Annotated in this window: 16 protein-coding genes and 5 pseudogenes; 11 read left to right on the top strand and 10 right to left on the bottom strand. The window is 64.0% G+C overall.

What is annotated here, in order from left to right; genetic code table 11:
• Window positions 1-368: 368 nt before the first annotated feature.
• On the bottom strand, window positions 369-1,850 hold the full coding sequence (locus CKW46_RS25435) for a carboxyl transferase domain-containing protein (protein WP_482052545.1): 1,482 nt from the start codon (window positions 1,848-1,850) through the stop codon (window positions 369-371).
• A gap of 26 nt (window positions 1,851-1,876) precedes the next feature.
• On the opposite strand from CKW46_RS25435, the gene CKW46_RS25430 reads away from it, so the two are divergent.
• From CKW46_RS25430 to CKW46_RS25390, 9 genes and pseudogenes are all read left to right on the top strand, one after another.
• Window positions 1,877-2,608 carry an enoyl-CoA hydratase gene (locus CKW46_RS25430; protein WP_015357080.1) on the top strand — a complete coding sequence of 244 codons (732 nt, stop codon included), beginning with the start codon at window positions 1,877-1,879 and terminating at the stop codon, window positions 2,606-2,608.
• Between the two features lie 69 nt (window positions 2,609-2,677).
• A complete protein-coding gene (locus tag CKW46_RS25425; RefSeq protein WP_482052544.1) occupies window positions 2,678-3,733 on the top strand; it encodes an MBL fold metallo-hydrolase in 1,056 nt (351 codons plus the stop codon).
• 238 nt (window positions 3,734-3,971) lie between these two features.
• A pseudogene (locus CKW46_RS25420) lies at window positions 3,972-5,554 on the top strand (serine hydrolase).
• Window positions 5,551-7,926 (top strand): cation-translocating P-type ATPase, encoded by a 2,376-nt coding sequence (locus CKW46_RS25415; protein ID WP_117436593.1) that lies wholly within the window; start codon window positions 5,551-5,553, stop codon window positions 7,924-7,926. The pseudogene CKW46_RS25420 and the gene CKW46_RS25415 overlap by 4 nt, the downstream one beginning before the upstream one ends.
• Window positions 7,927-8,280: 354 nt before the next feature.
• Window positions 8,281-9,850, top strand: a pseudogene (locus CKW46_RS25410) (PPE family protein).
• A gap of 123 nt (window positions 9,851-9,973) precedes the next feature.
• A pseudogene (locus CKW46_RS25405) lies at window positions 9,974-11,176 on the top strand (ISAs1-like element IS2404/ISMul1 family transposase).
• A 21-nt stretch (window positions 11,177-11,197) separates the two neighbouring features.
• A pseudogene (locus tag CKW46_RS25400) lies at window positions 11,198-12,609 on the top strand (PPE family protein); the annotation flags it as partial.
• Window positions 12,610-12,710: 101 nt separating this feature from the next.
• Window positions 12,711-12,899 carry an antitoxin gene (locus CKW46_RS25395; protein WP_011738542.1) on the top strand — a complete coding sequence of 63 codons (189 nt, stop codon included), beginning with the start codon at window positions 12,711-12,713 and terminating at the stop codon, window positions 12,897-12,899.
• A gap of 4 nt (window positions 12,900-12,903) precedes the next feature.
• On the top strand, window positions 12,904-13,350 hold the full coding sequence (locus CKW46_RS25390; RefSeq protein ID WP_015357076.1) for a type II toxin-antitoxin system Rv0910 family toxin: 447 nt from the start codon (window positions 12,904-12,906) through the stop codon (window positions 13,348-13,350).
• Window positions 13,351-13,461: 111 nt separating this feature from the next.
• Here CKW46_RS25390 and CKW46_RS25385 read toward each other — a convergent pair whose 3' ends face one another.
• On the bottom strand, window positions 13,462-14,460 hold the full coding sequence (locus tag CKW46_RS25385; protein WP_482052542.1) for an EspA/EspE family type VII secretion system effector: 999 nt from the start codon (window positions 14,458-14,460) through the stop codon (window positions 13,462-13,464).
• A gap of 420 nt (window positions 14,461-14,880) precedes the next feature.
• Between CKW46_RS25385 and CKW46_RS25380 the strand changes: the two genes are divergently transcribed.
• Window positions 14,881-15,654: a VOC family protein gene (locus CKW46_RS25380; protein WP_012396160.1), complete on the top strand. Its 774-nt coding sequence runs from the start codon at window positions 14,881-14,883 to the stop codon at window positions 15,652-15,654.
• A gap of 70 nt (window positions 15,655-15,724) precedes the next feature.
• Window positions 15,725-16,159, top strand: coding sequence for a hypothetical protein (locus CKW46_RS25375; protein ID WP_012396159.1), 435 nt, complete (start codon window positions 15,725-15,727; stop codon window positions 16,157-16,159).
• 5 nt (window positions 16,160-16,164) lie between these two features.
• Here CKW46_RS25375 and CKW46_RS25370 read toward each other — a convergent pair whose 3' ends face one another.
• From CKW46_RS25370 to CKW46_RS25335, 8 genes and pseudogenes are all read right to left on the bottom strand, one after another.
• Window positions 16,165-16,638 carry a VOC family protein gene (locus CKW46_RS25370; protein ID WP_012396158.1) on the bottom strand — a complete coding sequence of 158 codons (474 nt, stop codon included), beginning with the start codon at window positions 16,636-16,638 and terminating at the stop codon, window positions 16,165-16,167.
• Between the two features lie 16 nt (window positions 16,639-16,654).
• A complete protein-coding gene (locus CKW46_RS25365) occupies window positions 16,655-18,175 on the bottom strand; it encodes a carotenoid oxygenase family protein (RefSeq protein ID WP_117436070.1) in 1,521 nt (506 codons plus the stop codon).
• A gap of 1 nt (window position 18,176) precedes the next feature.
• Window positions 18,177-19,412: an acetyl-CoA acetyltransferase gene (locus CKW46_RS25360; RefSeq protein WP_482052541.1), complete on the bottom strand. Its 1,236-nt coding sequence runs from the start codon at window positions 19,410-19,412 to the stop codon at window positions 18,177-18,179.
• A gap of 252 nt (window positions 19,413-19,664) precedes the next feature.
• Window positions 19,665-20,933, bottom strand: coding sequence for a PPE family protein (locus tag CKW46_RS25355; RefSeq protein ID WP_482052540.1), 1,269 nt, complete (start codon window positions 20,931-20,933; stop codon window positions 19,665-19,667).
• An 8-nt stretch (window positions 20,934-20,941) separates the two neighbouring features.
• Window positions 20,942-21,241 (bottom strand): PE family protein, encoded by a 300-nt coding sequence (locus CKW46_RS25350; RefSeq protein ID WP_011742041.1) that lies wholly within the window; start codon window positions 21,239-21,241, stop codon window positions 20,942-20,944.
• Between the two features lie 313 nt (window positions 21,242-21,554).
• Complete coding sequence (locus CKW46_RS25345) at window positions 21,555-22,298, bottom strand: DUF3298 domain-containing protein (protein WP_499018467.1); 744 nt, start codon at window positions 22,296-22,298, stop codon at window positions 21,555-21,557.
• 717 nt (window positions 22,299-23,015) lie between these two features.
• Window positions 23,016-23,487, bottom strand: a pseudogene (locus tag CKW46_RS25340) (cupin domain-containing protein).
• 289 nt (window positions 23,488-23,776) lie between these two features.
• Window positions 23,777-23,917 carry a hypothetical protein gene (locus CKW46_RS25335; RefSeq protein ID WP_369797346.1) on the bottom strand — a complete coding sequence of 47 codons (141 nt, stop codon included), beginning with the start codon at window positions 23,915-23,917 and terminating at the stop codon, window positions 23,777-23,779.
• Between the last annotated feature and the right edge of the window lie 28 nt (window positions 23,918-23,945).

Genomic DNA, 23,945 nt, shown 5'->3' with positions numbered 1-23,945 from the left:
CGCCTCCGTAGTGACCTGCGCACGTTGGCGGAATGGTGCAATCTCTGCGGTAACGGCCGTGGGTCTAAAAATCGATCACCGAGCTCTCTCACGGGTGCTAGCCAGATCCTGGTCGGTAAAAAGAGGCTGTTGTAAGAGAAATTGAATTCGAATTGGACTCTCGCGGCAGCTCAGAATGATTCCTGCCGTGCGGGGCAGGCGGTGCTGACGGGAGAATCGAGCGAGCTGCGCAGACCCAGCATCACATTACCGAACCGGCCTTGCTGATTCTCCCGTCCCTCCGCCACGCATTCGATCCTGGCTAACCTGCCACACCAAAATCGCCCCAGTGGGGCCGAAGCCCGACCGCTAAACGGCACCGCCGCAGGTCAGCGGTCGCGCGGGAGCCCGATGCTGCGGTACCGCGCGAGTCGAGCCGTCATGCGTTGGGCGTCGGGTACCTCACGCAGCGCGGCTACCTCGGTCGCGATGGCGATCGAAAGTCGTTGGGCGAACTCGACCGGCTCAGCTGCGGCGTCGGGGAGTTCGGGAACTATGACGTCGACGATCCCGGCGGCCAGCAGGTCCGCCGATCGAATGCCTTGCGCTGCGGCGAGCTCGGCGGCGTGGGTGGTGTCGCGGAAGACGATCGCGCTGGCGCCCTCCGGCGGAAGTGGAGCTAGCCAGCCGTGTTGGGCGGCCAATACCCGGTCTGCGGGCACCATCGCCAGCGCCGGCCCGCCGCTGCCCTGCCCTAACAGCACCGACACCGTCGGGGTGCCCAGCGTCACCAACTCGGCCAGACATTGGGCGATCTGGCCGGCCAGCTCACCCTGCTCGGCATCGGCGGACAATGCGGGGCCGGCGGTGTCGATGACCAGGACCAGCGGCAGCCGCAGCTCGGCGGCCAGTGCCATGCCGCGGCGAGCCTCGCGCAGCGACGCCGGTCCGATGATCCCGCCACCGATCCCTTGCTGGCCAAGCACCACCATTGGCTGACCAGCCATGCGGGCCAGCGCGAGCAGCGTGGTCGCCGCGTCGCCGTAACCGGTCCCGGAGAGCAGCACTCGGTCGGTGGCCCCGTAACGCAGCAGGTGTTCCACCCCCGGCCGGTCGGGTCGTCGCGATGCCAGCACCGAAGTCCACGCCGCAACATCCGGTATCGCAGTGGGAGCTGGCGCCGCTGGCGCTGGCGCTGGCGCGTCGGTGAGTACCGTCAATGCGCGATCCAGTGTGCGTCGTAGCTCGTCTAGCGTGACCACGCCGTCGATGACACTATGGCGCTGCAGGTTCTCCGCGGTCTGGACGCCAGCGGGAAACGGTTCGTCGTAGAGCAGCTCGTAGACCCGGGGACCCAGGAAGCCGATCAGGGCCCCCGGTTCGGCCACCGTCACGTGGCCCAGCGAACCCCATGACGCGAACACCCCGCCCGTGGTCGGATGGCGCAAATAGACCAGGTAGGGAAGGTGGGCCTGCTTGTGCAGCCGGACAGCCGCGGCGATCTTCACCATCTGCAGGAACGCGACCGTGCCCTCCTGCATGCGCGTGCCCCCGGAGCTGGGCGAGGCCAGCAGCGGCAACCGCTGGCTGGTGGCGCGTTCCACGGCCGCGGTGATTCGCTCCGCGGCCGCCACGCCGATCGAGCCGGCGAGAAAGTCGAATTCGCACACCACCACCGCGACCCGGCGCCCCAACACGCGGCCCTCGCCGGTCAGCACCGATTCGTCACGGCCGGTGGCGGCTCGGGCGTCGGCCAGATCGCGCGCGTAGGACTCCGATATCGGGACCTCTAGCGGGGGCGTATCCCAGCTGATGAAAGAGTCCTCGTCCAGGACGGCGTCGCGCAGTTGGTCGGTGGTGATACGACTCACTCGATGAGGCTATATAGGCTTGCCCCATGATTGGTATCTCCCAGGTCGAAGCCGTTATGACCATCGAGTTGCAGCGCCCGGAGCGTCGCAACGCCCTGAACTCGCAGCTGGTCGAGGAGCTGCGGGAGGCCATCCAGAAAGCCGGCGACGGGTCGGTTCGCGCGGTCGTACTCACTGGCCAGGGCACCGCGTTCTGCGCGGGAGCGGATCTATCCGGTGATGCGTTTGCCGCTGACTATCCCGATCGGCTCATCGAGCTACACCGCGTGATGGACGCAGCCCCGATGCCGGTTATCGGTGCCGTGAATGGACCTGCCATCGGCGCCGGTTTGCAGCTGGCCATGCAGTGTGACCTGCGGGTCGTGGCTCCCGAAGCGTTTTTCCAGTTCCCTACGTCTAAATATGGCCTGGCCCTGGATAACTGGAGCATCCGCCGACTGTCGTCGCTGGTAGGGTACGGACGGGCGCGCGCGATGCTGCTGACCGCGGAGAAGTTGACCGCCGAGACGGCACTGCACACCGGGATGGCCAACCGCATCGGCACGTTGGCCGATGCACAGTCCTGGGCCGCCGAGATCGCCGGTCTGGCGCCGTTGGCGATCCAGCATGCCAAGCGGGTGCTCAATGACGACGGTTCCATCGAGCAACCGTGGCCGGAGCACAAGGAGCTGTTCGACAAGGCCTGGGGAAGCCAGGACGTCATCGAGGCGCAGGTCGCTCGGGTGGAGAAGCGGCCACCGAAGTTCCAGGGGGCGTAATCCAACATGGTCGGCCGGGCACTAAGACTGGCCGCCGGCACCGCTTCGCTAGCGGCCGGCGGATAGCTGATGCGGGCGCTGCGCGGAGCGCCAGCTGCGTTGGGTGCCGATCCTGCGGCGATCGAGGCCGCCTCGGATGGATCGCCGAACTATCGCGACGGTGTATTCGTCAACCTCGACCCCGCCTCGGTGTTCACCCTGAATCGTGAAGAAATGCGGCTCCTTGCTTGGGAGCTACTCGCGAATCGAGGTGGGAGCCGCCCGGCCAAGCCGATCCCGCTGGCTGCTCCGCAGGTGTACCAGGGCGACGCGAGCCGGTTGGCGGTGAGCTGGTTCGGCCACTCCACGGCGATGGTCGAGATCGACGGCTACCGGGTGTTGACCGACCCGGTGTGGAGCGACCGGTGCTCGCCCTCGGATCTGGTCGGCCCACAGCGGCTGCATCCGCCGCCGGTCCAGCTCGACGGGTTGCCCGCCGTAGACGCGGTGGTGATCAGCCATGACCACTACGACCATCTCGACATCGACACCGTGATCGCGCTGGTCCGTAGTCAGCGGGCGCCGTTTTTTGTGCCGTTGGGGGTGGGGGCACATCTGCGGTCGTGGGGCGTCCCCGAGGATCGCATCATCGAACTCGACTGGCACCAGAGCGCCCAGGTCGGCGAGCTCAGCGTGATCTGCATGCCGGCACGGCACTTTTCCGGGCGCTTCATGAGCCGCAACAACACCCTGTGGGCGTCGTGGGCCTTCGTAGGACCGACGCATCGCGCCTACTTCGGCGGGGACACCGGCTACACAAAGAGTTTTGCCGAGATCGGGGCCGATCATGGTCCGTTCGACCTGACCTTGATGCCCATCGGCGCCTACAACACTGGGTGGCCGGACATCCATATGAATCCCGAGGAGGCGGTCCGGGCGCACCTGGATGTCAGTGACACGGGTTCGGGGCTGTTGGTGCCGATTCACTGGGGGACTTTCCGGTTGGCGCCGCACCCGTGGGCGGAACCGGTAGAGCGACTGCTCAAAGCCGCTGAATCAGACCAGGTCCAGGTGGCCGTGCCGCTGCCCGGTCAGCGCGTCGATCCTGCCGGGCCGTTGCGATTCAACCCCTGGTGGCGGCTCTGATCGAGGCGATGCCGAAACCGGCTTCATGCCAGCGGTATCGGCGCCGCAACCGTGGCGGTGGTGATGTTTGCGTCCCACCGCAGTAAGGGACGGCAAGGGGATGTCCTCGTCGGACATCGGGGACATGAACGCCGCAGCGAACTGTCATGACCGCATGCCCGCTGGTCACCAGCGGTGCTGGCGGCGCGTGGCATGGGGCCTACCCGGGAGGGCGACGTTGCCCGGCTAGAGTGCGGCAATGACCAAACGCGCGGCGACGACAGCAGTGGTGATGATGTTCCTGGCGTTGGTGGGATGTGCTCCCAAACAATCAAATTCCAACCCGCCATCGACGCCGTCGCAGCTCCCGCCCAATGAGGTCTCCGGTATCGACATTCCCCCGGGCCGGATCGACGAAGCGGTCGCAAAGGTTGACGGCTTAGTGGCCGAGCTGATGAAAAGCACTGGTATACCCGGCATGGCGGTTGCGATTGTCCACGGTGGAAAGACGCTGTATGCCAAGGGATTCGGGGTGCGGGACGTCAGCAAGGGCGACGGTCAGGACAACAAGGTCGACACTGACACGGTCTTTCAGCTGGCCTCGATGTCCAAGCCCATCGGCGCGACCGTGGTCGCGCACGAGGTCAGCACCAATGTCGTTTCTTGGGACACGCCCGTCGTTTCGAAGCTACCGGAGTTTGCCCTCAGCGATCCCTACGTCACCGACCACGCCACGATCGCTGACCTGTATTCGCACCGGTCCGGGTTGCCCGACCACGCCGGGGATGCGCTCGAAGATCTGGGCTACGACACAACGCAGGTGCTCGAACGGTTGAAGTACCTGCCGTTGGACCCCTTTCGAATCAGCTATGCATACACCAACTTCGGTGTGACCGCCGCGGCCGATGCGGTCGCGGCAGCAGCCGGCAAGGCCTGGCCGGACCTGTCCGAGGAGGTGCTCTATCGCCCGCTGGGGATGACCTCTACCAGTTCCCGATTCGCCGACTTCCTGGCCCGGCCCAATCACGCGGTCAACCACATCAAGGTGGGGACCGGTGGGAGGCCCGGTTCCAACGGGACCCGGATGCTCAAACGCCGGCGGGCGGGGTGAGTTCGTCGCTCAATGACATGGCCCACTGGCTGACCATGGTGCTGGCCAACGGCGAGTACAACGGTCAGCAAATCGTGTCACCGGAGGCGTTGCTCCCCGCCATCACACCGCAGGTCATCTCGTCGGCGGCGCTCTCACCGAAAGCTCGCGCCGGCTTCTACGGCCATGGGTTCACCGTGTCGGTGAGTTCCGCGGGCCGCACCCAGTACGGCCACTCCGGGGCGTTCGGGCTCGGGGCCGCTACCAACTTTGTGGTCCTACCCTCCGAAGACATCGCCATCGTCGCGCTGACCAATGCCGCGCCCTACGGCATACCCGAAGCGCTCACCGCCCAATTCATGGATCTGGTGCAATACGGCGAAGTCCGCGAAGACTGGACGAACCTATACCGACAGCAAATGAGCCCCATCAATACCCCGGAAGGATCTCTGGTCGGCAAGCAGCCCCCGGTCAACCCTGAACCGGCCCGGCCGCCAAGCGACTACGTCGGGGGATACGCCAACGACTATTGGGGCCCCGCCACCGTGACGGAGCGCGATGGCCAGCTGCAGTTGTCGATGGGGCCAAAGAACCAGACGTTTGACCTGACGCATTGGGACGGCGACACTTTCACGTTCCCCCTGTCAACGGAGAACGCTTTGCCCGGTTCGATTTCGAAGGCGACCTTCGCCGGTGACACGCTCAATCTCGAGTATTTCGATTCGAACAAGCTCGGAACGTTCACGCGATGACTGCCATCGGCTTGACCGATGCCGAAGTGGCGGCTCGGTTAGCCGAAGGTAAGAGCAATGACATTCCCGAGCGGGCGACTCGCAGTGTGGCCCAAATCGTTCGGGCCAACGTATTCACCAGGATCAATGCGATTCTGGGCGTGCTGCTGCTGATCGTCCTGGCGACCGGTTCGGTGATCAACGGGATGTTCGGCCTGCTGATCATCGCCAACAGCATCATCGGAATGATCCAGGAGCTGCGGGCAAAACAGACACTGGACAACCTGGCAATCCTCGGCCAGGCGAAACCGTTGGTTCGGCGGCAATCCGGCACCCGCACAATGTCGCCCAGCGAGGTGGTGCTCGACGACGTCATCGAACTCGGACCTGGCGATCAGGTCGTCGTTGATGGCGAAGTCCTCGAGCAGGACAACCTCGAGATCGACGAATCCCTGCTCACCGGTGAGGCCGATTCGATCGCCAAACACGTGGGCGAACAAGTCATGTCAGGCAGCTTCGTGGTTGCAGGTAGCGGGGCATACCGTGCGACCAAGGTGGGGCACGAAGCATACGCTGCCAAGCTTGCCGCAGAGGCGAGCAAGTTCACCCTGGTGAAATCCGAATTGCGCAGCGGCATCAACAAGATTCTGCAATTCATCACCTATCTGTTGATACCTGCCGGGTTGCTGACCATCTATACCCAGCTGTTCACCACCCACGCGGGTTGGCGAGACTCGGTGCTGCGAACGGTGGGCGCGTTGGTGCCGATGGTCCCAGAGGGCCTGGTGCTGATGACCTCGATAGCGTTCGCTGTCGGCGTCGTCAGGTTGGGGCAACGCCAGTGCCTGGTACAGGAATTGCCCGCCATCGAAGGACTGGCCCGGGTCGACGTGGTGTGCGCCGACAAGACCGGCACGCTGACCGAAACCGGTATGCGCGTGTCCGATGTCGACGAACTCATCGCCGACCAGCATGGGGCCGTCGCCGACGTGCTGGCCTTCCTGGCTGCCGCCGATGCTCGGCCCAACGCCAGCATGCAGGCCATTGCGCAGGCCTTTCCGTCACCACCGGACTGGACCCCCACCGCAACGGCGCCGTTCAAATCGGCAACCAAGTGGAGCGGCATATCATTTCGCGACCACGGAAATTGGGTGATCGGTGCACCCGATGTGCTGCTGGATTCGGCGTCCGAGGCCGCCCGGGAGGCGGAACGGATTGGGGCACAGGGGCTGCGAATCCTGCTTCTGGGGGTCGCAGACGTGGAGGTGGACGATCCCTGCGCACCGGGCCAGGTAACTCCGGCCGCCTTGGTGATTCTGGAGCAGAAAGTACGGCCCGATGCGCGCGAAACGATGGAGTACTTTGCCGCTCAGAATGTTTCGGTGAAGGTCATCTCTGGGGACAACGCGGTATCGGTCGGCGCGGTCGCCGCCAAGCTCGGGTTGCAGGGCCAAACCATGGATGCGCGACAGCTGCCATCGGAGCAGCCCGAGTTGGCCGACGTCCTGGATACCTACACCACTTTTGGGCGGGTGCGGCCGGACCAGAAGCGCGCCATAGTGCATGCGCTGCAGTCCCATGGGCACACGGTGGCGATGACCGGCGACGGGGTCAACGATGTACTGGCCCTCAAGGATGCCGATATCGGCGTGGCGATGGGAACCGGTAGTCCCGCGTCGCGCGCGGTGGCGCAGATAGTCCTGCTTGACAACAGGTTTGCCACGTTGCCTTACGTCGTCGGCGAGGGTCGGCGGGTTATCGGCAATATCGAGCGCGTCGCTAATCTATTTCTGACCAAGACCGTGTATTCGGCGTTGTTGGCGTTGCTGGTGGGTATCGAATGCTTGTTCGCCAAGCCATTGGGCGCAGATCCATTGCTGTATCCGTTTCAGCCAATACACGTCACGATCGCGGCGTGGTTCACGATCGGAATTCCGTCCTTTATTTTGTCGCTGGCGCCCAACGACGAGCGGGCCTATCCAGGCTTCGTACGGCGGGTCCTCACCTCTGCGCTGCCATCTGGACTGGTGGTCGGCGTCGCGACCTTCGTCTCCTACCTGACCGCCTATCCTGGGCGACATTCGACGTGGCAGGAGCAGACGCAAGCCTCAACCGCCGCCCTGATAACTCTGCTGGTAACCGCGTTGTGGGTACTGGCGGTGGTGGCCCGGCCCTATCGCTGGTGGCGACTGGGTCTCGTAATCGCTTGTGGCCTAGCCTATGTGGCGATCTTCAGCCTCCCGCTGGCGCAGCGGAAGTTCTTTCTGGATCCCTCCAATCTGGCCACGACTTCGATCGCTTTGGGGATCGGTCTGCTCGGGGCCGCGCTGATCGAGGCCATGTGGTGGCTGCGGGCCAGAGCCCTGGGGTTGCGTCCGCGGGTATGGCGATAGCTGGCTAGGGCGACGCCGGCCTCGATTCGCTGGTAGCTGCGAATCTGATTCTTCTTCTCGACTCGCGCTAGCTCGAGTCGCGCGGCCGCGCGACAAATTGGTGATGTGGACAAAATGGTGTCCGGGCGGCCAAAGCGACGATTTTGTACAAAGAGTTTACATTGCGATTGAATAATCCGGTTTATGATCACTGGTCACAGTTTTTTGTTAAAGTTCCCGTGTCCCCGTGGTAACCGCCGTATGCTGATGCGATACCAGCCAATGGGCGACGACCGGGTGGATCCCGTGGATCGTCGGGTTGTCGGGGGGGCAGGTGGCCTCCGGCTTGGCGGCCGCCTGAGAAGGGCTGCGGCGATGAGTTTTTCGGTGTCGCCACCAGAAATAAACTCGGCTCGGATATTCAGCGGTGCCGGGTCGGGCCCGCTGTTGTCCGCGGCAGCGGCCTGGGATGGACTGGCTGGCGAGTTGGGATCGGCGGCTGCCGCTTTCTCCTCGGTGACCTCCGCGCTCACCGGTTCTTCCTGGCAGGGGCCGGCCTCTGCCGCGATGGCAAACGTCGCCAGCGGCTATCTGGGTTGGCTGGCATCGACCGGAGTGCAAGCAGGGCAGGCGGCCAGCCAGGCCCGGATCGCGGCGGCGGCCTTTGAGGCCACCGTAGCGGCGACGGTGCATCCGGTGGCGGTGTTGGCCAACCGGACGCAGTTGGTGTCATTGGTGACATCCAACCTGCTGGGCTTCAACGCTCCCGCGATCGCGACGGTCGAGGCCGAATACGAGCAGATGTGGGCCCAGGATGTGGCCGCCATGTTCGGTTACCACACCGGGGCGTCAGCGGCAGTGGCGGCGCTGACACCGTTCACCCAGGTGCTGCAGAGCCCCGCCGCGGCGGCGGCGGCCGTGCAGACGGCCATCATCGATTTCCCCGGGCGGACCAACATTTTTAATGCTGGGTTGGGGAATTTGGGTGTGGGGAATGTTGGGTTTGCGAGTGTGGGTGATGGGAATGTTGGGTTTGGGAATGTTGGTGGCCTGAACTTTGGTTCTGGGAATTGGGGTGGTTTCAACCTGGGTTCGGGGAATATTGGTTCGTATAATTTCGGGCCGGGGAACTTGGGTTCGTACAATATTGGGCATTGGTAATGCGGGTGACTATAACGTTGGTTTGGGTAATAGTGGGTTGGGGAATATCGGGTTTGGGAATAGTGGGAGCAATAATCTGGGGATCGGGCTGACCGGTAGTGGTCAGGTGGGGTTTGGGGGCTGGAACTCCGGGAGTGGGAATGTGGGGATGTTCAACTCCGGGACCGGTAACTGGGGTGTGGGTAACTCGGGTGAGTTTGATACGGGGTTGTTCAACGCGGGGCGCTACAACACCGGGGTGTTCAACTCGGGTGTGCTGAACACCGGGGTGGGTAATGCGGGTGATTACAACTCGGGCAGTTTCAACACGGGTGCCTCCAATACCGGGGATCTCAATGCGGGTGATACCAACACGGGGTGGGCCAACACCGGGAACCTCAACACCGGGTTCGGCAATAGCGGTCACCTCAATACCGGCGGGTTCAACCAGGGCAGTCAGAACAACGGGTTCTTCTGGCGCGGGGACGCTCAAGGCCAAATCGGCTTCGACTACACCATCACCATCCCCGAGATCGCAGTGGGCTTTAACGTCCAAGTGCCGCTGGACATCCCGCTATCCGGCCATCTTGGCGAGATCAGACTGAGCGAATTCATGCTGCCCCCGATACACCTCAATCCGGTCGACGGAAACAGCCTGACCGGGACGATTGGGCCGATTGTGGTGGATCCGATCACGATTACGGGTCCGCAGGTGGATTTGATGGTGGGGGGTCCGGGGGAGTCGTTGCAGTTGGCGTTGTCGGGTCCGGGTGTGGGTCCGGTGGCAGGGCTCCGGCGTTGTTGATTAGCAGGCTTGTGAGCTGTGTTGATGATCTTTGGTGCCGCGCTATTGGGGCCGGAGTGTAGGCACGGGCTATCTGGAGAACGATCGAGTTGGTTACTGTTCGTCGTTGGTCTGGAGTTGCCCGTGCCTACCGTTTCAGTATTGCCTGTGTCGTCGGTTCCAGAGGTGTTCGACCGCTGGAGTCCTGGTGAGCGCAGCGAGCTCATCGGATCGGAGTTTCTCGATGTGTTGGCCTCGGTGCCAGACCCGAGGGACCCACGCGGTCGGAGGTATTCGCTGATGGCTTTGTTGGCGATCGCGGTTCTGGCCACTGCCGCGGGGATGCGCGGCTATGCTGGTTTTGCCACATGGGCGGCCACCGCTCCCGATGATGTGTTGGCCTAATTAGGGGTCCGGTTCCGGCGGCCCAGTGAGAAGACCTTCCGCGCTGTTTTGTCTCGGCTAGACCCCGCCGACCTCAACGCCAGGATGGGCAGTTACTTCACTGCACACGTGGCCAGCAGCGACCCCAGTGGATTGGTGCCGATCGCGTTGGACGGCAAGATGCTGCGTGGTGCTTTACGCGCCAAAGCGACAGCCACGCATCTCGTGTCGGTGTTCGCCCACCGTGCCCGATTGGTGCTCGGTCAACTCGCTGTCGCCGAGAAAAGCAATGAAATTCCCTGCGTACGTGCCCTGCTCACGCTGCTGCCGGGTAGCTTGCGGTGGCTGGTCACCGTGGATGCGATGCATACCCAGGTCGTCACCGCGAAGTTGATCTGCGCCACCTTGAAGTCGCACTACCTGATGATCGTCAAGTCCAACCAAGCCAAAATACTTGCGCGTATCACCGCGCTGCCCTGGGCCGAGGTGCCCGCAGCCGCTACCGACGACTCCCGCGGCCACGGCCGTGTCGAGACCCGCACCCTGCAAATCATCACCGCTGCACGAGGAATCGGCTTCCCCTACGCAAAACAAATCATCCGGATCACTCGTGAACGCTTGATCACCGCCACCGACCAGCGCAGCGTGGAGGTGGTCTATGCCATCTGCAGCCTGCCGTTCGAGCACGCCCGCCCTACCGCGATCATGACCTGGATGCGTCAACACTGGGGAATCGAGAACAGCCTGCACTGGATACGCGACGTCACCTTCGACGAAGACCGTCAAAGGGCACATACCGGAAACGGCGCACAGGTCCTAGCAACGCTACGCAACACCGCGATCAATCTGCACCGCCTCAACGGCGCCGACAACATCGCCGAAGCCTGCCGGATCACCGCTTTGACCGCCAACCGCCGCCTAGACCTCCTCAATCCACAATTCCCCAGCTCACAAGCCTGCTAATCAACAACGCCGGAGCCCTGCAATGTGGGGGCGTTGGGTTCGGGGGTGTTCAACCTTGGTGCTGGGGTGTCGGGGTGGGTGAACACGATTCCGAGTATGGGTTCGGGTGTGGGCAATGTGGGTGGCGCCAATGTGGGTGGTGGCAATGTGGGTGGGGCGAATACCGGGGATGGTAACTGGGGGTGGGGGAATACCGGTGGGGGAACATCGGGTGGGGTAACACGGGTGTGGGTAATTTCGGGTTTGGGAATCAGGGGTCGGGCAACATTGGGATTGGGCTGAGCGGGGATCATCAGGTTGGGTTTGGTGGGTGGAACTCCGGGAGCGGGAATGTGGGGTTGTTCAGCTCCGGTGACGGCAATATCGGGTTCTTCAACTCTGGGTCGGGCAACTTCGGGATTGCTAACTCGGGCAGTTTCAACACCGGGATCGCGAATGCGGGTTTGACCAACACGGGCTGGTTCAACTCGGGGCTGGCCAACACGGGGTGGGGTAATGCGGGTGCCTACAACTCTGGTGGGTTCAACGCCGGTGCCTACAACACGGGTTCGTTTAACCCGGGTCATGTGAACACCGGCTGGTTTAACACCGGGGACACCAACACCGGGCTGGGTAACAGCGGCAACATCAATACCGGGGCGTTTGTCTCCGGGGGCATGAACAACGGCTTCTTCTGGCGCGGCACCGGGCAAGGCCTGATCGGCGCCGACTACACCATCACCATCCCGCAGATCCCGCTGACCATCGGTGGAGGCGGAATTCTCAACATCCCCATCACCGGCGCCATCACCGGCCTCACCGTGCAGTCCTTCACAGTGGACGGGGTCGGGAGCGCCGCCACACCGATACCGGTGAATTTGCACCTCAATGTCGATGGAGAGTCCGGAGGGGCGACGGTCAGCGTCCACATCCCGAATACGGATGTCAGCTTCGACGTCCACGTGGACGGGCTACCGATCACGTTGGATCTGCCGCTTGACTCCGAGGTGCGTCCCATCGTGGTTCCGGACATCCCCATCAGCCGAATCCCCATCGTTCTTTTGCTGGGCAGCGACTCCACCTCGCTCAATACCGCGATCGGCGCGGGCATCGGCCCCATCTCCATTCCGATTCTCGATCTGCCGACGGCGCCTGGCTTCGGCAACGCGACCGATAGCCCGTCGTCGGGATTCTTCAACTCGGGTCCCGGGGGTGTATCGGGCTTCGGCAACGTCGGCGACACCCTCTCCGGAGTGTGGAACTTCGGCTCCTATGCCTCCGGACTGCAGAACTATGGCGGCAGCCTCCTCTCGGGTATCACCAACCTGGGTGGCGCAACCTCTGGCGTCGGCAACACCAGCGACCTTGGCTTGGCGATAGCAGGCGTTATCTCCGGTATCGGGAATGTCGGCAGTCAACTGTCCGGTCTTTTCCTCGAGGGCTCCGTGCCCTAGCCGGCTGTCTAGTGCGGTAGTCAACGGTCACATCGCTGACTCTGACAAGTAGGGTTTCCGGGCAGACGCTGACCATCCCCGAGAGAAACGGACGGTTGCACATGGGAATCCTGGACAAGGCGAAAGACCTGCTGGCGCAGAACGCCGACAAGGTCGAGACGGTGATCGACAAGGCCGGCGAATTCGTCGACGAGAAGACCGAAGGGAAGTACTCCGACACCATCCACAAGGTGCAAGAGGGGGCCAAGAAAGTCGCTGGTCCCGGCGCCGCGGGCGAGCAGCAGAACTGATCACATGGCGAAACTTTCCGGGTCGATCGACGTGCCGCTGTCTCCGGACGAGGCATGGATGCACGCATCCGATCTCTCCCGCTTCAAGGAGTGGCTGACGATCCACCGAGTGTGGCGCAGCACGTTGCCCGAAACCCTCGAAAAGGGTGCGGTCGTCGAATCAATCGTGCAGGTCAAGGGCATGCACAACCGCATCAAATGGACCATCGTGCGCTACCAGCCGCCGGAAGGCATGACCCTCAACGGTGACGGGGTCGGCGGCGTCAAGGTCAAGCTGATGGCCAAGGTTGCAGCCGGAGAAGAAGGCTCGATCGTCAGCTTCGACGTGCACCTTGGTGGGCCGGCTCTGTTCGGTCCGATCGGCATGGTCGTCGCCGCGGCGCTGCGCAGCGATATCAACGCATCGCTGCGGAACTTCGTCACCGTATTCGCCCCGCCGGCTGCCGGCTAACCCGAGGCGGCTCCGGCCGCACGTGGCTGGCTCGTAGCCACCTGGTTGACGCGGAGGCCGAAATCCGTTCCGTCGGGGCCGGCGGAAGGCAACTTCGAGTGCTCAGGTGCGTTATTGGACGCGCTGCTGGGGCCCTCCTGGGTGCCCGGCCCTGGCGCCCACCGGAGCGCGCGGTGCGTCGGTGGGGCCCTCCGCGGTGCCGGGTTTGTCGTGGGTCAGTGCGGCGATCAACTGTGCCTGTTGGCTGGCTGTGTTGGTGAGTTTGGCGAGCGCTCCGGTTGTCCCCGAGAGCCCGGTGAGCCGGCGCAAGGGTGCGGCTAGCTGAGCCATCGCGGGTGGCGTGGCCAAGGCGGCCGGTTCGGGCAGTGTCGGCAATCCGGCCAAGCCGGGGACGGGCAAGTCGGGTGCACCGAAGTCGGGAAAGCCGGGGCCCGGCAGCGTGGGCACGCTGAATTCAACAGAGCCGGGCAAGTCGGCCAAAGCCACCGAGATCTCAGCTGCCTCGGGGAGCTGCCCGGTGCGGTCAAACAGACCGGCGACGTTGAATTCCGGATCGGATTGTGACGGCGGGAGGGGCGCACCCGCCAGCCCGGGACCCGGGTCGGACAGAGTTGGCAAGGTCGCCAGCATGTCGGTCAATTTTTTTGTCGCGGAATGCAATTCACTGTGGTCCTGGGATGTGGTGTTGCACAGATCGACCAGGAAGCCGCTCAGGACGATCAACGCAACCGCGCATGCGGCTATCGCGACTTCCATCGAAAGAGCTTGGCCTTCGGGGCCATCCATCAGTTCATACCAAAGGCAAAGCGCGAACGTACCGATGAGCGCGATTCTCTCTACGATCAGGACATCGCGAACCCTTTCAATCGCTTTGGCTTGGGCGGAAACCAGCTGGCTGGTTTCATGGTCGAGATCGCCCATCAGCTTCACGCGCTGTGACTGTGCGAGGTTTTGGGCTAGGTAGGCCTGCGCCGCCAGGCCCTGCCAGCCGTCGTCGGGGCCAAGAGCGGCGATTTGGGCACTGAGTTCATCGAACTTGGCGCCGCTGGCCGCCAAGCGATCGCCGTTGTCCGGGGTCCCGTCGCCAAGCGATAGCTCCAGAGCGGTCATCAATCGCATAGTCCAACCGCAAACGCTGGATCCGCGCCGGCCCTCCGCGGAGCTTGCTACCGACTTTTCTCGTTCGAGTAGCCACTCAGCCAACTCCCGCGAATGCTCCAGCCACGTTTCCTGCGCCAGATCGCACAAGATCTGCCAAATGTCCACGGGTTGCCCTTCCAGTCGCCTGTCAGGGGGATAGGACCACCGCGGCGCGTTATCGAAGAGAATGCTCGTCAGGGTGGCCTGGGTCAAGCTGGTCAGCACGGATGCGTAAGTACTAGAACGTCATTCGGTGATCAGGGGTGGGTGATGACGGCCCCTCATCGATGGCGGATCGGGTTAAACTTCGCGACTGCCGATGAGTTTCTGGATCGGTCGTGGTCCATATCTGTGAACCCGCATCCGGGCCCACACACTAGGGAGGTCATCGTGCCCATCCGTAACGCCGCGCCGCTAGGCGCCCCCTGCTGGATCGACCTGACGACATCTGACATCGACCGCGCCCAAGACTTCTACGGCACGGTTTTCGGCTGGACGTTCGAGTCGGCGGGACCCGAATACGGGGGCTACGTCAATGCCGCCCGCAACGGTCATCCGGTCGCCGGCCTGATGGCCAACAATCCCGAATGGCAGGCGCCGGACAATTGGACCACCTACTTCCACACCGCTGACATCAACGCGGCGGCCGCCGCGGTGACCGCAGCGGGCGGCTCCAGATGCGTGGACCCCATGGAGATACCCGCCAAGGGCTTCATGTGCATGGCGACCGACCCGGCCGGCGCGTTCTTTGGGCTGTGGCAGCCGCTTGGGCACCGTGGATTCGAGATCATCGGTGAGGCGGGCGCTGCGGTCTGGCATCAATTGACGACCCGTGACTACCACCCCGCGATCGGCTTTTACCGCCGACTTTTCGGGTGGCAAACCGAACAAGTCGGTGACACCGACGAATTCCGCTACACCACCGCGTCCTTCGACGGTGAACAGCTCCTCGGGGTCATGGACGGCGCCAGGCTGCTGCCCGAGGGGGTGCCATCGCAGTGGAGTATCTTCTTCGGTGCCGAGGATGTCGACAAAACGCTGCAGATGATCGCCGACAACGGTGGAGCGGTGGTGCGCGGCGCCGAAGACACGCCCTACGGCCGGCTGGCCGCGGCCAGCGATCCGACCGGGGCGAACTTCAACCTCTCGTCACTGCGGGCCTAGCCCGACGACACCACGCTGGCCCGGCGGTCGGTTCCCCGGGCCCGGGTGGCATTCGGCTAATCTCGCAATCATGACTCGCCGCTTGCGCCCTGGTTGGCTGGTCGCCCTGTTTGCCGCGGTCATGGGAGCCAGCGCCTGGATGCCGTGGCTAACCACGGCGGTTGGTGGCGGGGGTTGGGCGAATGCCATCGGCGTTGCGCACGGCAACCTGGAACTACCGACCGGCTTCGGCGCCGGCCAGCTGATCGTGTTGCTGTCCTCGACGCTACTGGTGGCCGGCGCCATGGTGGGCCGCGGTCTGTCGGTCAGGCTCTCTTCGATTGCTGCCCTGGTTATTTCCTTGCTCATCGTGGCGCTCGCGGCGTGGTACTACAAACTCAACGTCAATCCACCGGTGTCGGCGGAGTACGGGCTCTATGTTGGTATCGGCAGTGCGGTGTGCGCGGTGGCATGCTCGCTGTGGGCGGTGGCCGCCGCCGCGTTCGGCGGTCGATCGACGCGCTGAAGGCCTCAGCCGGAAGGGAATTCGTGAGTTCCCGACGCGGCGCTTTCACCGGGTTCGTTGACTCCGTACACGAAGGGCGCGAACACCACCTCGCGTCCATCCGGATCACGGAAGGTGACCGCTCCCACGGCTTCCCAGTACGGGTGCTGCTGGACTGGTTCGATCGCCGCCTCCCTGAGGCGTGCGATAGCCGCTTGCTGTGCGGGCTGGTCGGGGAAGTACAGGCATAGCTGTTCGTGGTGATCGACCGCGACGGTGTCGACCGACTCGACGATCTCGAGCGTCAGATTCCAGCTGGGTAGCCCGAATATCGCGCCGTTGCTGCCGAAACTGTCCCCGAACGTCTCGAAGAGCGGAAGGCCCACCAGTTCGCGGTAAAACCGGACGGTCTCTTCGAAGTTCGACGAGCGGCGAGCAAACCGCATGGCGCCGATCGAGGCAAGTTCATGGGGCCAATGGGTGTGCCGGCGTCGCTTCATGTCCGTTCCTTGGCGGTTAGAGCCCGATAGCGCTGGGCGCCGAGTCGGCATGGTGCCAGCGGCGCAATTCATTACCCGGCACCCATGTTGAATGGGTTCCGCTGGAAATGCGTTCCGGCAGTTCCAGTTTGCACACCGGGCCGTCGGCGATTCGGGCGGCGTCGAAGACCAGGCAATACGAGGCGTCGTCGTTCATGTCGGTGGTCAGGGTTACCAGGTAGCCGTCATCTTCGGCCGAACTGCCCACCCGTGGAGCCATCTGGGTCTCACTGCCATAGACACCTTCCCCAAACGAAATGCCTTCCTGATTGCCGGTCAACAGGTCATGTTTGACCAAACCGTCGAACAGGAACCAACCCGGTTTGCCGGTGGCCGCGTAGGCGTAGCGATATTGGCGGGCGGCATAGTCGGAATTGATGGTCCCGAACTCGGTGATGGACTCGGACAGCCGTTCTTCCTTGACCGCGCCGGTGACCAGGTTGAGCCGCCATCGGTACAATCGGGTCTGCAGGCGATCCAGCGCCAGGAAGCGGAAGAGCTTTTCCCACTTGGTGCTGCTGGCGCTGGTTTCGAGGGGGTGGGGCGCGCCCTCGAAGAAGCCGTCGAGCACGATCTCGTCGCCTTCCTCGTAAGCGTTGGTGAAATGCAGGACGAAGGTCGGATCCGCCTCGAACCACCGGATGTCGGCAGTGCTGCCCCGGCGGGGGATCACCGCGAAGCGCGACGGCATGTCCGGGTAGAAGCGCGGCAGATGAAGGTTGTGTTCGAGCAGCTGCGGATCCCAGAAAAGGGGGAAGTCGTTGAGGATGGCGTAGTTCTCGGTGAAGGCCATGTCATGCGGCAGCCTGGGCCCGGGCAGCGGGATGTCGACGTAGTGCGCCAGCTCGTTGTCCTGGTCGACAACGCCGTAGCGCATGTACGGTTCTTGCTTGCTGTAGTTGAAGAAGAGCAGCTCGCCGGTCTTGCCGTCGACCTTGGGATGCGCGGATACGCCCCAGTCGAACGGGAAGTGTCCGCTCCAGGTCTCTTTGCCCAGCGTGGTGGCCGACGACGGATCCACCCGGTAGAGGTCCCCACACTGGTAGAAGCTGGTTAGTGCGATGCCCCGGTGCACGATGACGTCGGTACTGGACGCGTCCTTCATCAGCGTGCGAGCACCCCAGCCCTGGTCACGCTTGGCCAGTTGTATCGGCTCGGCCAGTCCGGGCCACAGCGGTTCGCCGGCCTCGTTTTCCGCCCGGAAACCGTCCGTCTGGATAAAACGGTTGCGGTAGAAGGCCTTTCCGTCACGAAAGCCGACCACGTGCAGCATGCCGTCTCCGTCAAACGGGTGATAGGTCTTGAATGCCGGATGCAGTGGATTCTCGGTGTTGCGCAGGTAGACGCCGTCGAGGTCATGGGGGATCTCGCCCTCGACCACGGTCAGGTCGTCAGCGTTCCATTCGGTGGTTTGCGGCCGCCACGGCCCGGTGCGATATGGGTGGTCGTCGTCTTCGGGAAGAGTGGACAGATACTTACCGACGATCTCGACATCCATGTCATGCGTCCTTGGTTGTGCTGACAACGAAACTGACGGTGGTGGCGGTGCTGCCGCCGAAGTTCAGCGTGCCGAACTTGGTCGCGTTCTCAACCTGATAGTCGCCGGCCGCGCCGCTGACCTGCTTGGCCGCATCGAGCAGCATTCGTACGCCGGAAGCTCCGACCGGGTGGCCGCCACCGATCAGTCCTCCGCTCGGGTTGATGGGCAGACGTCCGCCGATCTCGATCTCACCGTTTTCGATGGCCTTCCACGATTCCCCCGGGCCGGTCAGCCCGATGTGGTCGATGGCGAGGTACTCGCTGGGGGTAAAGCAGTCATGCACCTCGAACCCGTTGAGGTCATCGAGGCTCACGTGTGCGCGGCGCAAGGCGTCGAGCGCCGCTTTCCGCACATGCGGCAGCACGTATTGACCCGACTCACCTTGGGCCGGGCGGTCGAGTTTCTGTTGCAGACCCAGCCCCACGGTGCAATGCCCCCAGCCGTCGATGCGGCCGATCGGGCGCGTACCCGGATGGTCGCGCAGATAGGCATCGTTGACCAGGACCAAACCCGCGCCACCGTCGGTCATTTGACTGCAATCCAACCGCCGCAGCCGGCCTTCGGTGATGGGATTGGTGGCATCGTCGTCGGTGATTGGATCCGGGATCGTCCATCCCCGAGTTTGGGCGTTGGGGTTGCGGCGCGCGTTGGCGTAGTTGAGTTGGGCGATGCTGCGCAGGTGCGTGTCGTCCAGGCCGTAGCGTCGGTCATATTCGTCGGTAACCTGCGTGAACACCGACGGCCACAGGTAACGCGCCTCGGCACCCTCGTGTCCGGTCCAGCCCGCCGCGCCCAGATACTGTGCCGCGGTATCGCCGGGCACCGTCTTCTCCAGCTCGAGTCCGACGACGAGCGCGCTGTTGTAGAAACCCGATCGCAGATCGGCGATCGCGGCCAACGTTGCCACGCTGCCCGACGCGCATGCCGCTTCATGACGGGAGGCCGGGGTATCCCAGAGGCCATCGGACTCCGTCGCGGGCATCGCACCCAGATGGCCCTGCCCAGCAAACATCTCGCCGAAGGCATTGGCGACATGTACGACCCCGATGTCGGCGGCCTCAATCTGGGCCGCGGCCAGCGTGCTCGGGACCACCTCAGCGGTTAGGTCCGCAAAGTCGCGGTTTTCCTTGGTGAGGTTGCGGGCGAAGTCGCTTTGATAGCCGCCCAGAATCCACACACCAGTTGTGCCGTCCATAAGCGGCACGGTACTCCTGGTCGGCGTGCGTACTCCTTCATATCCCGAGAGCCGTGTCGAGGACCGCAAAAGCGTCGGGAATAGGCCGGAAAAAGTCGGTCCCGTCGGCTCTCGGGCTGAACCGACGGGACCTAGGTAGGCGTATAGGCCGGCCGATACGCCCCCTTCGGGGAAACATTGCCATCCGCGGCCGATGACAAACATGTTCGGCGAACCCGGCTTGGATTGGGGGGAATCGATGGCTGGGATCGGTCAGGGGCGGGCGGCCGGTGGCCCCCCGGCCGGCGGCGGTTTTGGGATAACCACCACCGTCGGCTTGCGCTGTGGCTGTTCGTCTTCGTTGGTCGCCGACTCGCTGGGGCTACGACTGCCCGCGCCGGTCGCGCCGCGTCCGGCCAGACTCGCCAACGCCATCCCACTGAGCAGGCCGGTCGGAGCCACGCCGCCCATGTCGGGACCGGCAGGCGCGCTCAGCCCGCCCGCGCTGGGCAGCGACTCGACGGCCAACCTGATCTCGGGGGCGGCCATGGCCCAACTGTGCGGCACCGACAGGGCACCGACCAATGCCGCATGTCCCACGAACGCCGAGGTGGGCACGACGTTGGGCGCGGACACCAACACCTCGGCGTCGGGCCGCTCCGTACCCAGGGTGTTGCCCTGTGTCGGTGCCACCCCACCGCCGTTCGGTTGGGCGTGGTCATTGTTGGTGCTGTAGCTCCAGGGCCTGGCGGTGTTCACGGCGGAAAGGCTCAAGCTGGCTGTCGCGGCGACCGCGATGTAGGCGGCCAACAGGTCCAGTTCGCCGACCGGGGTGGGGATGGAGATCGCGGCCGGTGCCGCCAGGTCCGAACCGGCCGGGATTGTGGGTACCTCCGCCGCGAGTCCCTGGGCCGTATCGGTAGCTGCGGTCGTCGGCTGGCTCGCGGTGGTTTGCGCGGTTGTGCCGGCGGCCGCGGCGCCCGCTGCCGTGCTCGCCTGCGCGCCGCTTGGGTCGGTCGACTGTACGGGGGAGGTGAACGCGGCCAACGTCGACGCGGCCTCCGATGCCGCCGAGTACTGGTACATGACCGCGGCGTCCTGGGCCCACATCTCGGCGTACTCGGCCTGCAGCGTCTCGATTGCCGGAGTGTTCTGTCCGAGGACGTTGGCAACCACCAATGACGCCACCTGGCTGCGATTGGCCGCGGTCAGCGGCGGTGGCACAACGACCGCAAACGCCGTCTCAAATGCCGTCGCCGCCGCCCGGGCCTGAGCGGCGGTTTGGCGAGCCTGCTCGTTGGCAACGGCTAACCAGGTCGCATACGGTGCGGCCGCGGCCGCCATCGACGCCGATGCCGGACCCATCCACGATTCGAGCGTGAGTCCCGAGACCACCGAGGCATAGGACGCGGCGGCGGAATTCAATACCGTGGCAAGCCCATCCCAGGCGGTGGCCGCGGTCAGCATGGGCGCTGCCCCCGGGCCCGCATACAACAGGCCCGAGTTAACCTCAGGTGGTAAAGCCCCGAAGTCCGTTGCCAACACCTTCCTTAGCCAGCCGCAATCACGTTCGCGGCCTCGGCGGCCTCGTAGGACTGGGCGCCGGCGGCCAGCGCGGCGACAAACCTGTCGTGAATCGCCACGGCCTGGGCGCTCACCATTTGATAGAGCTGGGCATGTGCGCTGAACCGCGCGGCGGTCAACGCGGACACCTGGTCGGCCGCCGCTGGCGCCACGCTGGTGGTGGGAGCGACGGCGGCCGCGCTCTGCGCGCTGACCGCCGAACCGACCTCCTGCAAACTCCCAGCCGCCGCCGCTAGCCGCTCCGGTTGGGTGACGACAAAGCTCACCAGGTCCTCCCAACTCCCATCGCCCATCTCCGACCAGCCGCCAGTTCCCACCGGTCCCATCAGAAGCGCCAAAGCCGCTGGTCTGAAGCCACGCCATCTTCCATGGTTGAGAACCCGGACAGCAAAGCAACTCCCTGGCTGCAGGGTACTTGCTCTGGTGCGCGACGGGCCCGGGTTTGGCCTCGATCGTTATTGGATTCGAAGAATTCTGCTCTCGGTGCGTCCGGCACAGGTCGATGTGGCGTCGTCGCACGCTGGGTTGGGCACGCGAGGTGCGTCCACAGCAAAGCCCCCGCGGCGGTGGATTGGGCCCCTAGTCGTGCGCCAGTGCCACCATGTCGGGCGCCAGCACATCGGTGAGCGCCGACCAGGGCACCGTGATCACCGGAAGCCCGTGGCCAAACTGGTAGTCGAAGAAATGCAGCTCGATGCCCTGCGATGTCGGAATCCAGTTGGCGAAGTTCTCCGCGATGGGCCTGTTGCCGGGCTCGTCGAGCATTGGGCTCGGGCCGCCGCCCCACACCTTCGGAAAGATCAGCCTTGTTTGCTCGGAAAGCCGCTCCAATCCCGCCTGTTCGTTTGCGAACAGGTCGGCAAGGGTGATGGGCTTGGCGCTTCGGCTATCGATAACGATGGTGTTGACGTAGTTGTTCGGGTGCGCGGCCTCTTTGGCCGAGTGAACGCCGGTGATGACTTCTGCGATGGCGACGGGGCGGAATGTGACCGCCGAATGTGATTCGAAGTCCCACTGGGTATCGGGGCCCGTCTCGGCGCGCATCTGATCGAGTTGCTGATGCCCCGACGCGTCGCTGGCCTGGTTGAAGGCGTCTCTGACGCCGGCATCGCCGCCGGCGAGCTGACCGATGTTCACATCCCATCGGCCCAGATTGTCGGGGGTGGCGCCGGTAACCGAGACCATTGTCACCTCGTAGGTCTCGCCGTTGGACACCCCGGACTTCGCGCCGGCGGCCGCGGCGGTGGTTGGCGACGTCGTCGCCGTCTCGCTCGTCGAGCAGGAGGCGGCTGTCGTCGGCGGTGAGGCGGTCTGGGGGCACACCCAACCAGGCCCGCAGCGGGCAGCGCGATCGTGATTGCGGCGCTCAACAGTTGCGACATTCGGGCAGCCCGAGATGCAAGGCGTGCTGGGATCGGAAGCGCTGCAAAAAGATTCAATGATTCGTTATCGCTTGCGTGTGGGCGTTCGACATCTGGATCGTACACAACGCCGTCGACCAAGCAAATCTCCGGGTGACGAGCCGGGCCGCGCGGCCGCGATGGCTAGCTCCTGCTCTGATGCTCCTTCGGCAACAGCGCCGCGACGTGGCGGATCTTGCATCCGCAAAGCGCAACCAATCCGGGTACCGTGGGCGCGAAGCGAGAACGGTCCGGGTAGGTTGCGCGCGCATGGAGTGCGTGATGGCTGAACTTGACTGGCTTGCAACCTAATTCGTGGCATGCGTCGCGTACTGTTGAAAGGCTGCCTTTCTCGATGTGGATCATGTTGCTCAGCGCTCTTTTGCGGCAGCTGGCACGACTCCGGCATCGATGGGGATGAATGACAGTTGTCGGTGGGCATTTTCGCTATCGGCAACATTGCAGGACCGCGCCGTGGACGGGCGCCGTGGCCTGTATCCGACCGCATCCGAAGATTTTCCACCGCCAGTCGGTCCAGCTCATCGACCTACTGGAGGTGCCCCTGGCGGAGCGGGGCATCGAGCCGGACCTCGCAGTGGCTCCGTCCTCTAGTGGTCGTGATCGGACTGGCTGATGCGTATCACGATGGGTCTAGCGTGAAGTCGGCAAAGTCAAAGCCCGGCACCACCACACAACTGACCAGGGTAGGTTCGTCGCCGAGGGGCCAGGCGCGTTGCCAATGTCCGGGTGGAATGAGAAGCTGCGGACGTTGTCCGGCTCCGATGTCTCGGCCAATTACATGTCTTGTCGCAGTTGATTTTTCGTCTCCCATGTCCACCGCCAGTGGGCTGCGGCGATGGAAGAACCACAGCTCGGCGCTGGTCACGCGGTGCCAAGCGGAGTGCTGGTTTGGCATCAGCAGGAACAGGATCGCGGTGCCGGCGCTGCGTGGGCCGTCGTATTCGGCTGGCAACGAGGACTGACCGAGTGTCAGTGCACTACGCCAAGTTTCGTGGAACCAGCCGCCCTCGGGGTGGGGGGGATAAGTCCAGACTTCGAGCCCAGTCCGGCAGTGTCTGCACCGCCGTTGATTCGTCGCGGTCGTCAATCATGTCGAAGGTTTGTGGGCTCCTCATGCCTTCGAAGTTAGGTATGCCGCATTGATCTGGCCACTAACGGGCACGAACTGTGCGTTAGATCACATGCTGGAGGTCGCGGACTCCGAAAAGGCAGTGCGCCAAGACATTGTCGAAATCGTTATGAGAGCGCGGGGGAGAATCGCTGGGCTGTCCGCCGGGGCGGCGCTAAAGGGGTGGGCTATAGCGGGTTGTTCGAGTGGGTGTCGACGGTTCGTTGGTCGCGCGGGCCGGGTAAGGCGGGCGCCAGACTGCAATGCCGGCCCTATTGGTGGTTCCTGTGGCGCTTGGCGGACCAGGCTCGGCAGACCATCAAGACCGCGAGTCCTCCGGTACTGATCAGACCTAGGGCCGAGCCGTGACTGCACACATTGATCACGAACAGGACCAGCGCTAGCCCGGACATCGCTGCGTAGAACGTCGCGCTGTACTGG

The organism is Mycobacterium liflandii (assembly GCF_022354805.1).
Lineage (GTDB): Bacteria > Actinomycetota > Actinomycetes > Mycobacteriales > Mycobacteriaceae > Mycobacterium > Mycobacterium marinum.
Note: the sequence above shows the minus strand (reverse complement) of the source record. Positions and strands in the feature narration are given on the sequence as shown.